The organism is Mesorhizobium tamadayense (genome assembly GCF_003863365.1).
In the GTDB taxonomy this organism is placed as follows: domain Bacteria; phylum Pseudomonadota; class Alphaproteobacteria; order Rhizobiales; family Rhizobiaceae; genus Mesorhizobium; species Mesorhizobium tamadayense.
Genome location: NZ_RQXT01000047.1, coordinates 45,207 through 56,135 on the forward strand (window position 1 = coordinate 45,207; position 10,929 = coordinate 56,135).

Genomic DNA, 10,929 nt, shown 5'->3' on the forward strand with positions numbered 1-10,929 from the left:
TGGGAGGGATGGTGAAGTCGCGGACAGCTCCCATCAATCTTGCGGGAGAGGGACGGCAAGAAGCGTGACGTCCGGGCCGTTAGGCAGTATCATGTCCGCACAGGGAGTTTGGGCCAACCAACCTAGCACTAGGAGGTTGCCATGAGGCACCAAACGCTTGACCAGCTGCACGCGGTAGCCGAGGTCAAAACCACCAAGCCTGTCATGAGCCGAACCCAGCGTCTCGCCCGTTGGGCTGAACTTCTCGAACGCGAGCCAAGCCGGCTCCTGACCGCGCTTACAGGTACTGAATACCATGCCCCAGCGGAACGCGACATTATGCGCGGCGACGGCTCACCTATATCGGTCGCCCTGGCGGACCCGGTCTTGCACGATGAAGGTCTGAAAGACGACAGTTACGGCGAAGCAAAGCGTTTCTTCGATCTGACCGACCATGAGCTGCACGAGATTGTCTGCTACTGCCATGTCGGCGAGGTGATGCAGTCATCGAGAGCGGCGCTGTCGGTTCGTGAAGCGATCGAGTAGTCCATTGCCGACATGCCTGCCGGATGAAATCTGGCAAGAAGCGCGGTCGGATCCTCACGCCGATCGCGCTCCGACAAGGTTCAAAACGCGCCAGTAGCCTGGCCGAGCCGACTGCCGCCACGGCCTGATATTCTTGCGTCCGCGAAACCAGCCCGGATTGCGGGATCGCTAAGCATTTGATTCTCAATCGCTTCGATTTTTGGCCACTTAGCGCTCGCCTTTCAATTACGTCACGTCTGGGATCGCGTGCCGGGGCAGTCATACGACATGCCTGTATGCAAGCTCGGATGGCTCTAGACCAACTGATCGAAGCAGTTGCTACTAAGGAATATGCACGTCCTTAGGGAGAAGTGGTTGAGTTCCCGTTGGATGCGCGGCGGAAGCGGTGAATGCACGGTACGGTCGACTGCGATAATCAAGATATTCGTCCGCCCCGCACTAAGACCATTGCGTAGACAATCAGACCTCTGTTGCAATTGCCGAATCGCCGGCAGACGAACACCTTCCCCCTGCGCCGGCTACCCCGCCCCCCAGACCAACGCCGGCGCACAGCCCGGCTTGCTGCTATGTGCCGATCTTATCCGCCAAAGCAGGCCGGGCTATTCAGCCCCGGTGAAAGCGCACTTGGCGCACATTGCTCACAGTGTTCGTGACTGTGGCCGCCGTTGGCGCCTTGGCTGCGCAAGTGCCCATCCTACATGGCGAGCCGTGCAAGACCTAAATCTACCGAACAGGTTCGGATCCAGGATGGCGCTTTGCGCAAATATGTTTCCGGAGGTTGGGGCCGGCGCCGAGATGTCGATGCCGGGGCGCAAGCCCAAGCCTCCTGCTGCAGATAGTAACTGGCTGTTCACCGTCGCTTGATGCCGTAGGTCTGATGTCGCCGACAATATAGTCCGAAACGGCGGGACAAGGGTCGTGGGCCACTTCCAAAAGCATGCCGATGCATGAACTTCTCTCCCGTCTACACTGGCCTGGCTCGGGCAGACCGAGGCGAAACCTCAACGAGGAGGACAAGATGCGCAAACTTCCCCTGAACAGACTCTGCTGGCTCGCGTTGCGTGCCTCGACGGCGCTGGTGCTGACCATCGCGCCGTACCACGCCACGCTGAATGGCGGTGCCAAGATCGTTCCGGCCGTGGCCCATGCCGAAGGCGACGGCGGCGAGGGCGGCCATGACGGCGGTGGCGGCGGCGATGGTGGCGACGGCGGCGATGGCGGCGACCACGATGGCGGTGACAGCGACGGCGGCGACCACGACGGTGGTGACAGCGATGGTGGCGATCACGACAGCGGCGACAGCGATCATCAGGGCGACGACGACCAAGGCGACAACGACCAGGGCGAGGACGATCAGGGCGACGACGCCACTGATACCAGCGATACCGGCGACGACACCAGCGACGACGATGTGTCGTCGCCGCTGATCGTTCCCAACTAAGTTCTCGGCATGAGCGCCTCGCCGTCGATCCGGATCTGCCGGTTCGTCCGGTGGGCTTCGAAGGCACTGGCGCTCACTTTCACACCCTTCCACCCCACGCTCCACGGCGTGCTGCACATCGTTGCGGCCCGCCACGCGTGCCGATGGCGGCCACAGCAAAAAAAGCCCGCGCGTCCGAAGACACGCGGGCACGCGGTTGCCATCGTCTTGAAGGCTCAATCGGCCGGCGTGAGGTCGAGATAGTAGACCGGTCCGGGTCGAACTGGATGGCAGCTTAACGCGCCTTTAACGGTAAGTGCTTGTTTTTGTTGTTGGCCGTTACCGGTCTCTCGTAAGATCAAAACTTTCCCGCCCTCAGATATCGGCGCGAAAGTTCAGGTGCGACACCAGATGGAGCGATGGCTCTAATCTGACATGCTGACGTTGTGCTGCGTTATCCGCATCGGCGACGATCGCGCCTTCTACATGCCGGCCAGCGACTTCATCCAGCTGCCGCCGCAGCTGGCACGCCTCGGGCTCGTTGCCGCGCGACGGACCATGACTAAAAGTGGGCTCCGTCGCCAAAAGGCAGCCGACGCGAGTCGCCTGCCTTTTGATGATGCGCCTCATCGGTCCGGTGGCATCATTGTTTCCAGGAGGTGCCGCTAATGAACTGCTTTGGCGTGACATTGCTCAACAGGCAGTGGTAGTCGTTGCCGGGTACAGGATCGCGTACCAAAGTCACGCCTTTGCGGCTATTACGCAATGTCTCTAGCGTTCCCGAATAGATGTGTGTGCCTGCCGGCAAGGACGAGCGCAACACAGATTCTGTGACGGTTTTGTCATCACTGCAATTGACGCTGAGGTTGTCGACGTCCTCTGAAGGGTCAACCTTTGGGTTGTTGCCGTCGCCAATGCGTTTCGCAGGGCTTGGCGGCGGAAGCCCATTGGGATCGAAATTCACCGCACGCATGACAATCGTAGTACCGGCGGTGATAGGGGTGTTACCTCCACCAAGTGCTCCCGCGGGCGCAAGGGCAATCGCGGTCGCGATGGGGGCGGTCCATAGTACGAACTTGCGAGATTTCACTTGAGCCTCCTCAATGTCAGCTTGTTAATGTCGGGCGCGCGTCGTGTTCCAGTCATCGGCACTCGCAAGTGCATGAGGGTGCGCTTTCGGTCACCGTGGGATTGGCTGGAGCGACGCAATTGTTGGTGGGCGGATTGCAGAATTGGCTGTCCGTGGGGTCAGTCTGAATAGCGATCGGACTTCTCGTTTTCGGCGGAGAGCCGGACATGTAGTCCGACTTCGCACTCGACTTGCAGGTTCCCTGCGCGACCGCAAGGTCGACGTGGCTGAACGCCGCCAACAAGCCGATGGCGCAAGCAAGCGAAACAAGTTTCATGGGAAGTCCTCCGGATGGAACTCGAATGTAAGATCTTCGCCGGAAAATCCGCGGCAAAAAAGCTTAAGCCGTACTACTTCAGCGCCACTACGCGCGCCCCAACTAGACCCCCATAAGCTCCCGTGATTTCCTTCATCTTCTTTTCGATGTCGGCCGTCGTTTTCGCGCGGTATAATCCAACCTCAATGTCGAAGAATTCATTGTGGCGATACGCCATCGTATGTTCGTTGGTCCAAAATATTATCGCGTCGGCGGGATTATCATCGCCAAGCCGGACCACATCCCCAACGCTTCCAACATTCCGATCTTGGCCGCCCACCATCCGTAGACCAACCCGGTCGCATTGTTCGGCGGGCTGGTTGTCGAGTGTCCTCAACGTTGCCATCTGCATGTTGAGTATGTGCTCATCGAGCCCGATCCGGTCGAAGGTGTCGACCGGACCTTTTTCGAGGACCCTTTTAGCCCAGTTCATTGCGGCCGCAGTACAGATTCCCTGCCGTCTGCCTTGGGCAAAATTATTGCTGGTTGCAAATACAAGTTCTGCGCTCATTGCTCTCTCCTCGTTTGAAGGCGAATGGCCGCTGCGGCGCCGTTGCTGGAGTGAGATCCACAAGGGCTACCTGACGCGACAATTGTTAGTTTGCGTTGCCGCCCAGCCTCGGTGGCCTAGGCAGGCCGGGCCTGTTTGCGGCCCAAGATCGCTGCTACTCAGAGGGCTTTTCCCCCGTATATCTCACGCGCACCGCTTTGTTTCTCGGACGCCAGCAACTTGGACTCCGCGATCGTCGCGTATTCCAGCATGTTCAGCGTCGTCCTCTCCTCGGTCTGCGGGTCGGCCCAGTGGGACCCGATGAGGCCGAGGCATTGCCTCAGTAAGTCAGGCGGCAGATACCGGATAGTCGGCACCAAGTCCGAATAGGTGACAACTGCCCAGTAGCGGCTGTACCTGATGCTTTGCAGCCACGGCCCGGGGTCGTTGCTCGAAAACGCCCCCGTGTCTCCGCCAATGGCCGAGATTTTAATCGACTGCCTGGTCGCCAAGGTGCTGGTCAAGTTCTTGACCTCTTGAGTGTTGCCGGCTTCGACCGCCGCCGTCACACCTTGGATTTCTGCTGCGATCCCAGCGGAGAAGGAGGTCGATTGCTCGTCGATCTTACCGGTTTTGTCGATCGCCTTGACTTCCTCGATGATGAAGGCTCCGCCCAGCATGAAACGCGTCGGAACGAAGTGGCCATACTTGTCGAGTGCGCTAAGGATTGCGTAATAGCGTGTTCTACTGGGATATGGATCGCCAGCCGCGCTTTGATCCACCGCCGCCTTGATCGCATTCGTGAAGGCGTCGGTAGCCCTGACGTCTTTGTCTTCGTCGAAGTAGAGTTCGACAGCAGGCTTGTAGATCAATTGTGACATGTAAACATTGGTGCGGTCCGACTGATTGATCTCCATGTTGGATGTCGTGAATCCGCCCTTCACCGCGATGCCCTTCGCGCCCACGCTGGTCGACACGTTGGTTGCGGCGCGCTTGCGTAGGTCGTGGACCGTCTGGGAGTATGTCATCTGGAAGGACGACTGAGCGGTTAGGTCCTGTTCCTTAGCGCCGGGCTCAGCGACCTGGATCATAACCGCCTTGGAGTCGGCCTTCTTGAGCTCCGCGCCCGACGTGCCGGCGTCTCGTACAGCCTTGGGAAATACGATCGCCCGACCCAATTGCCGCACAGCAAAGACGTACTGCTTCTCGTTATCCTTGAGCGCGCTCCATTTGTCTTCAGGGTCTTCTTTGGCCGGTGCTTTACCGCTAAATTTGGCCGGAATGGGATACTCCGGGCTGCCGTAGCTGATGTTTTGACCCCAGTCGCGTAGTAGATCTTTCCCAGGGGAGGAAGGGTTGACCGTTACCGTCCCCGGTCCCAGGATAGCTTCCCCCGCCTTGACCACAATTTTGTTGTCGCCGTCGGCAGCTTTGCCGACAGTGATCGTACCTGCCTGTTCGTCCTTCACATCTGCGCCACCCACGACAAAGATGTCCGACGGGGCCATCGCGCCATTGGCGACAACATACTGCTTGAATTGAAGCAGGCTCTGCGACTCTTCGATCTCCGGAAATTTCTGGCTGCTCTTGCCTTTCTGAAGCGTGATGTCGCGTTTGGGGCTGGCCGGCACAACAAGTATTTTCTGGTCTTTGCCGGTCGCGTCTTTGACTTTGAACGCTTGCTCACTGACGAGGGTAAAGGCGGAGCCTGCTACGTCCTTCTCCTGAAACCGCTCGTTGTCTGTAATGAGCGGCGGTGATTGCGATCCAAGTTGCTTACGAAAATCGGAGAGGCACTTTTCGATGTCGATCTGTACGGGAGTCGAACTTCCACCTTTTGCCACCCGTATCTGCACGGGTCCAGCAGGTTGGGGCCTCGCTCGCACTTTTACAATATCGTCCTGGGCGATTGCGCCAACTTTGACTTCGTCCTCTTGTAAGACTCGATCAATTGGACTGTCCCCCTTGGATAGGAACTCATCGCTTAGGCTCATCCTGGCCCCAAGCTGTTCTCGAAAAGCCGACAAGGTCATGTTGTCGGGATTGTCGACTGCTTCTGCTGCAATGGGCTGGCCGTCCCGTCTTACGTCGATAAGAGCCATGTCACATCCACCCTGAGGTTATCGTGATGAAGTTGTTGGTGCCGGCCGCGTCCTTGATCAGGCGATCCGACTCCTGGTTTCGGGAGATGGCGGCGCCGTCGCTGCCTGTGAATGTGTCCGCCGGGGTCATGACCTTGTCCTTGTCGGCTTCCAGTTTCGCGCGCAATTGCGCGAGTTTCTGACCGACATCGACCTCGAGGAATTTGACGTTCTCCGGCTTGACGCCCTTGCCGATCACCAGCGTTTGGAGGCTTGCCGGTGCGCGGATGACGAGGACCTTGCTTTGATCCAGCGCCTCCTCAATGGAGAAGTCGTCTTCGTCCAGAATTGGCGCCTCATTCGACCAGAACTGATCATCAGGCTTCATCAGGGTTCTGCCCTCAAGATCACTGCGGAAAGAAGCCAGAGTCCGCGTAATGTCTGGCTTAATACCCCAACTGTCCCCCCCTTTGACCACCTTCACTGGGATCTGCTTCGGCCCGCGGCGGACGGTCAGGATCCTCAGGCCGGCTGCTTCCTTGCAAGCGGTGTCCAGGGTCTCTTTGCTCTCCAGATCAGCCGCGATCTCCTTAGCAAGATCCTTGGCTAGGAAAACGTCGCCAGGGGCCATGACCCCAGCTTTCTCCAACGTTTGCCGGACAGCCTCCAGTGAAGCCTTTGGCTCGCAAGGGAGTGCGCCCAACACGAGAGTGGCGAGGTTGGCCATGTTCAGCCCCCTCGATCTGCTACGAGAAACGTGAAGCCGACATAGTTGGGAGCAAACCTCGGATTATCCTCACGGATCAGTCTGGCCGACGAGAATTCCTGGCTCGCTTTCCCCTTGCTGGGCCGGAAGCGTGTGGGCCCGCCGCCGAAGGCAGTGACTTGAGGGCTTGCCGTCACATTCACCGGCTGATTCCACTTGTTCGGCGGCGGCGATCCCGGCAGATTGGTATAGGGGGCCTCGCCGATGTTCAGCGGGATGCCGAAATCCTCGTCGTTTTCGTCGATGTAGCCGTAGACACCCCAACTAACCACCGTGCAGGAAATCATTCCAAGCTGGAGATCTCGGTCGGTGGGAGCTATGGCATCAATGCTTGGGAAATTCTTAATTTGGATCAGCGGCTGTGGGGTCGCGTCCGCGTCCTGATATGCCCGATCGACGTCCGTATTCTGGCTCTGCTCTGTTGCGCTGAGACAATAGAGGCGGTCCGCGATCAGGTCCCGCGTGCGGCCTCTAATGTTCTTGAGCCCGGCATACACACGATAACCGAAACCGTGCGGCCCCCGGGAGCGAACCTTGAATTGCACGACAGAACCGTTATCGACAACTACCGCGTTCCGAAAACTCTGACCGGTGATGTTTCGATAGAGCCGCGGCGGCGCCTTCCCGGAATTGGCGGCAATTGCGTCGGGATCCGTGTTGTTCAACTCCACTGCGACGTACAAATCCCCGTGCGCGTGGAGCCAGTCGACGTGTTCGCCAGTAATTTGGGCCAAGATTGTCCTCCCAGTTGTGTAGAGACTGTGCCGGAGGCCGCGTCTCGCAGCGCCCGGAAGTGGCAGGTGTGGCGGCTGCCGCGCCGCTCGCGGCTATTCGTTGGACGGCGAGCGGCGCCTTAGGGTCAAATTCTGTCGAGCCGGTTGCCGATCAGCGTTGTTCCCTTCGCCTCGAAGGTAACCGTCTGCCCGTTCGGCGCGTATTCGATGATTTCCCCCGACATGCCTTTGCCTGCAACGATTTGCACGTTCAGCCACATCTTTCTGCCCGTTGTGATGCCCTTTTGCTGGGACATGTCGACCACCCACGATTGGCCGACCGGCACATCGCCTGACCAGGCCGACTCATGCTCGACGTCTTTGTCGTCCTTCCAACGAGCCTGTGCGTGCAGCACGTAGGCTCCATGGCAGATCACCGCGATGCGCTGCGCACGCGGCAGTTTGGCCCTATCCTCAGTAGGCATTGAAGACTCCTCATTGTTGAAAACTAACGGTCTGAACTGAGCGTCTCGGGGCACTTTTCCGCCCTGGCGCGGAGGTTGCGGCTAAAGGAGCTCGATCTTGTAGTCGAAGGCATTTCCTGTGACGGTATAGGTGGCGGTGAGCCCGTTTTTCGCGAACTCGACCTCTGGTCCGTCCTTCTCTTTGCTGGCGACCGGGGCGATCCGCGGTCTCATCTTCACTCCAGGCGCGACGCCCGAGAGACGGTCATGTCGACAGTGGCGGACTGCGCAAAGGCAAAATGATCGGTTTGGGCGAAAAGCCGTCCTTCACGTCAGAGTCCTTGAAGTGGACTGTGAACGCCAACATCAAAGCGGCGTTGTTCGCGACTGCGATTTTTTGAGCCTGCCGAGGTGTAGTCGAATTGTCGGTCATAGAACATCTCTTCCCTAGTTCGCCAAGTTATTTTCCGATACTCGAGACTCTATCGTGAAATATAGCCGGATATTCACCAATTATATCGCCGCACGTGGAGATATATTTGATTATTTCCAAGTAGTACTCCGAACTTAGTGCTTGGTAAATGCTGGCCTGCTTGTAGAAACCTAAATGTAACTATAACACAATATAACAATAAATGATAGTATTTTATAATTATTTGTAAGAATTGATAGTGGTACTTGGTATATCTAGCTTATTCGTTATTCAGGCAAATTTTGCTTTATATATTTGAACTTGCGTGTAAAATTGGCGCCAATCCTTCGCGGCTGCTTGCGTGCAAACACGCCAGGAGGCCGGATTTTTGCGCGTGGCTGCAACGGCACGATGGCACCCGACACGGCACAAGTGCGTCAGCAGTTCTCATGGTCGGCTTGACCGTCTTGGTGCAGCGGCAACCCGCGACTCCGGCCCCGTCTCCAGGCTCTCGCCTGGTATCATTCCCCTGCGGCTGGCTTATCGACCTATGGGCGGATCCCGCCCGCCCGAAACCCTCGCCGCCAGCTTTTTTCCCCGCCGCCTGCGGCTGCTTCCTCGCGCCGCTTCGCTTCAAAAAAGCTACCCGCTCGGGTCCTCCGCTGCCGCTTCGGCCCTATCGGGTTCGGGCGGGCCGGACGCGCCCATCAAGGTCCGCCATCGCAGGGGAAGGGTCCCCGGCGAAAGCAAAAGGAGACTTTCAAATGACCGCGATCGGATACGTCACCAAGCAGGAGAACGGCGGCTACAAGGGCCAGCTCAAGACGCTCAGCGTCCGCGCCGACATCGCCATCGTGCCGAACCAGGGCAAGAGCGCCGACAACCATCCCGACTTCCGGGTGCTGACTCAAGGGGTCGAAGTGGGCGCCGGCTGGGTCCGGACCGGCGAGGCTTCCGGCAAGGATTATGTGAGCCTGTCGATCGCAGCTCTCGAGTTCGGGCCGCGCAAGCTCTACGCCAATCTCGGCCGCGCCGCGGATACATGTCGCTAATCTCGGCATTCAGTTCCTCGGCGGCCACAGGGACTTCGCCCGCGGTTGGTGTGACGATCAACGTCCCGGCCTCAAGACAAACACCTTCGAGCTTCCGCACCGTGCTCTGTGCGCCAGCCGCTTCAGGTTGAAGTCGATCATCTGACGAGCTTGGGCAAGCCACTGGGCGCCGTCACCTTGGACGCCCAGTCCAAGGCGATCCTCCTCTTTCATTGTGGTGAATGTCGACCGCGGCATCAGATGCTCGTCGATCGGCCGGAAGGATCGGCTGCCGTCGACCCAAATGTCGGCAGATCTAAGCCGGTCCCGCAAAGCTGCGAGCGTCGCAATCTCGTAGAGACGGCGATCAGGCTTTCCCTGTTCGAAGATGAGCCAACGATTAGCTTGGCTGACTTGGGTGACCGGGACGCGATCGGGGAGTGCCCGACGGCTCTCAGCATACAGGCGTTTCAGCAGCGAAATTGCCGCAAGAAGCGGATCGTGTCGCCGCGCCGATTGGAACGTGAACGCCGCAGCAACGACCCTGCATACTTGCTGACGGTCGCATATTGCTCGGCGGCCAAGGCCAAGGGCGACGCCTCGTTGTCCTCGACCATCGATTCGAGCTCAGGCTTGATCCGGAGCAGCCGGTGCCACCCGACTTCCTGATCGAGAACCTCCAATGCGTTCCGGCCATGGTCGTTCGCGGATTGCAGAGCAGTGATGGTTTGGAGGAACATGCGCAGCGCCTTGGCGGTATCCGGCCTGCAGTCCATGTGCCGCTGCTTCTTGCGGTTATTGACCTATCAGCTTGATGAACATCGACACTGCATCGTCCGTGAGCTTCTGGCCGAGCTTGATAATCTGCGCCACGATCAGGGCGTGTCGACGGCTGGCATTGAAGTCCGTTGGCCAGCCATGCCGGTGTGGTGTTGCCCTCACGGATCATCTGATCCCACCGTCCGGAGGATATGCGCATCTGCAATTTCGGATCAATCTCCATCTTGCGCAGGATGGCAATGCGTTCTGTCAGCCCGACCAGGTTTGATGCACCTGGCGCGTCTGGCGTTATGGGTCAAAGAGCGCACACCGCAGAACGAGCATAAGAATTCTGCTTTCGCCCCATGCTGTGGAGCAGATTGTCTATCTGCAACGAGACCCGAGGTTCCCTCAGCCGCGCATTCTCGCCGCCTGATAGCTATCCTGTTGTCAGTACGACTTTGACACTCTGCGAACGGTCGGCGGCAAGGCGGAAGGCATCGGGGGCGGCAGAGAGCGCGCGCTCCGCGGTTACCAGCTTCAGTACGTCCACCTCCCCCGCAACGATGAGATCGACGGCGCGGCCGAACTCCGTGCCAAACCGGAAGGTGCCTTTGAGGTCGAGCTCCTTGGCCATCACCGCATTGGCTGGCACCGGCATCTGGCCGCCGGGAAGATTACCCACCTGCACCACAGTACCGCCGCGCCGGACGCTGGCGATCGCCGCGGCAAGGCCGGCCGCGGTGCCTGAAATCTCGAATGCCACATCGAGCGACCCGCCGGCGGCGAGTGCCTGGAGTTCGGCGTCGCCGCCGGAAAGATC

13 protein-coding genes and 1 pseudogene are annotated in these 10,929 nt (G+C 58.8%); 3 read left to right on the plus strand and 11 right to left on the minus strand.

Features of this window, described 5'->3' with window-relative positions; genetic code table 11:
- The first annotated feature begins 141 nt into the window (after positions 1 to 141).
- Positions 142 to 525, plus strand: a complete 384-nt coding sequence (locus tag EH240_RS28565) for a hypothetical protein (protein ID WP_125004856.1) — start codon at positions 142 to 144, stop codon at positions 523 to 525.
- Between the two features lie 1,018 nt (positions 526 to 1,543).
- Positions 1,544 to 1,966 carry a hypothetical protein gene (locus EH240_RS28570; RefSeq protein WP_125004858.1) on the plus strand — a complete coding sequence of 141 codons (423 nt, stop codon included), beginning with the start codon at positions 1,544 to 1,546 and terminating at the stop codon, positions 1,964 to 1,966.
- 354 nt (positions 1,967 to 2,320) lie between these two features.
- Here EH240_RS28570 and EH240_RS28575 read toward each other — a convergent pair whose 3' ends face one another.
- The 9 genes from EH240_RS28575 to EH240_RS38195 form a co-directional block, all read right to left on the minus strand.
- Positions 2,321 to 2,575: a hypothetical protein gene (locus EH240_RS28575; protein WP_125004860.1), complete on the minus strand. Its 255-nt coding sequence runs from the start codon at positions 2,573 to 2,575 to the stop codon at positions 2,321 to 2,323.
- A gap of 13 nt (positions 2,576 to 2,588) precedes the next feature.
- Positions 2,589 to 3,035, minus strand: a complete 447-nt coding sequence (locus tag EH240_RS28580) for a hypothetical protein (protein ID WP_125004862.1) — start codon at positions 3,033 to 3,035, stop codon at positions 2,589 to 2,591.
- 389 nt (positions 3,036 to 3,424) lie between these two features.
- On the minus strand, positions 3,425 to 3,901 hold the full coding sequence (locus EH240_RS28585; protein ID WP_125004864.1) for a hypothetical protein: 477 nt from the start codon (positions 3,899 to 3,901) through the stop codon (positions 3,425 to 3,427).
- A 158-nt stretch (positions 3,902 to 4,059) separates the two neighbouring features.
- Positions 4,060 to 5,982 carry an MAC/perforin domain-containing protein gene (locus tag EH240_RS28590; RefSeq protein WP_125004866.1) on the minus strand — a complete coding sequence of 641 codons (1,923 nt, stop codon included), beginning with the start codon at positions 5,980 to 5,982 and terminating at the stop codon, positions 4,060 to 4,062.
- Between the two features lies 1 nt (position 5,983).
- Positions 5,984 to 6,688 carry a hypothetical protein gene (locus EH240_RS28595; protein WP_125004868.1) on the minus strand — a complete coding sequence of 235 codons (705 nt, stop codon included), beginning with the start codon at positions 6,686 to 6,688 and terminating at the stop codon, positions 5,984 to 5,986.
- 2 nt (positions 6,689 to 6,690) lie between these two features.
- Complete coding sequence (locus tag EH240_RS28600) at positions 6,691 to 7,461, minus strand: hypothetical protein (RefSeq protein WP_125004870.1); 771 nt, start codon at positions 7,459 to 7,461, stop codon at positions 6,691 to 6,693.
- A gap of 125 nt (positions 7,462 to 7,586) precedes the next feature.
- Positions 7,587 to 7,925, minus strand: a complete 339-nt coding sequence (locus EH240_RS28605; RefSeq protein WP_125004872.1) for a hypothetical protein — start codon at positions 7,923 to 7,925, stop codon at positions 7,587 to 7,589.
- Between the two features lie 81 nt (positions 7,926 to 8,006).
- Positions 8,007 to 8,138, minus strand: a complete 132-nt coding sequence (locus EH240_RS39745; RefSeq protein WP_281035172.1) for a hypothetical protein — start codon at positions 8,136 to 8,138, stop codon at positions 8,007 to 8,009.
- 31 nt (positions 8,139 to 8,169) lie between these two features.
- Positions 8,170 to 8,337: a hypothetical protein gene (locus EH240_RS38195; protein WP_167484195.1), complete on the minus strand. Its 168-nt coding sequence runs from the start codon at positions 8,335 to 8,337 to the stop codon at positions 8,170 to 8,172.
- A gap of 743 nt (positions 8,338 to 9,080) precedes the next feature.
- On the opposite strand from EH240_RS38195, the gene EH240_RS28610 reads away from it, so the two are divergent.
- On the plus strand, positions 9,081 to 9,368 hold the full coding sequence (locus EH240_RS28610; RefSeq protein WP_125004874.1) for a DUF736 domain-containing protein: 288 nt from the start codon (positions 9,081 to 9,083) through the stop codon (positions 9,366 to 9,368).
- Here the strand turns inward: EH240_RS28610 and EH240_RS39295 are convergent.
- Both EH240_RS39295 and EH240_RS28620 read right to left on the minus strand, forming a co-directional pair.
- Positions 9,352 to 10,413, minus strand: a pseudogene (locus tag EH240_RS39295) (Tn3 family transposase); the annotation flags it as partial. The gene EH240_RS28610 and the pseudogene EH240_RS39295 sit on opposite strands and share 17 nt — an antisense overlap.
- A 132-nt stretch (positions 10,414 to 10,545) precedes the next feature.
- On the minus strand, positions 10,546 to 10,929 hold a 384-nt coding region (locus EH240_RS28620), incomplete at its 5' end, for a zinc-binding dehydrogenase (protein WP_148101155.1).

What these genes read in the sequence shown, in the direction of transcription:
- EH240_RS28565 (WP_125004856.1), top strand. Translation starts at nt 142, where the DNA reads ATGAGGCACCAAACGCTTGACCAGCTGCACGCGGTAGCCGAGGTCAAA.
- EH240_RS28570 (WP_125004858.1), top strand. Translation starts at nt 1,544, where the DNA reads ATGCGCAAACTTCCCCTGAACAGACTCTGCTGGCTCGCGTTGCGTGCC.
- EH240_RS28575 (WP_125004860.1), bottom strand. Translation starts at nt 2,575, where the DNA reads ATGAGGCGCATCATCAAAAGGCAGGCGACTCGCGTCGGCTGCCTTTTG.
- EH240_RS28585 (WP_125004864.1), bottom strand. Translation starts at nt 3,901, where the DNA reads ATGAGCGCAGAACTTGTATTTGCAACCAGCAATAATTTTGCCCAAGGC.
- EH240_RS28590 (WP_125004866.1), bottom strand. Translation starts at nt 5,982, where the DNA reads ATGGCTCTTATCGACGTAAGACGGGACGGCCAGCCCATTGCAGCAGAA.
- EH240_RS28595 (WP_125004868.1), bottom strand. Translation starts at nt 6,688, where the DNA reads ATGGCCAACCTCGCCACTCTCGTGTTGGGCGCACTCCCTTGCGAGCCA.
- EH240_RS28605 (WP_125004872.1), bottom strand. Translation starts at nt 7,925, where the DNA reads ATGCCTACTGAGGATAGGGCCAAACTGCCGCGTGCGCAGCGCATCGCG.
- EH240_RS39745 (WP_281035172.1), bottom strand. Translation starts at nt 8,138, where the DNA reads ATGAGACCGCGGATCGCCCCGGTCGCCAGCAAAGAGAAGGACGGACCA.
- EH240_RS38195 (WP_167484195.1), bottom strand. Translation starts at nt 8,337, where the DNA reads ATGACCGACAATTCGACTACACCTCGGCAGGCTCAAAAAATCGCAGTC.
- EH240_RS28610 (WP_125004874.1), top strand. Translation starts at nt 9,081, where the DNA reads ATGACCGCGATCGGATACGTCACCAAGCAGGAGAACGGCGGCTACAAG.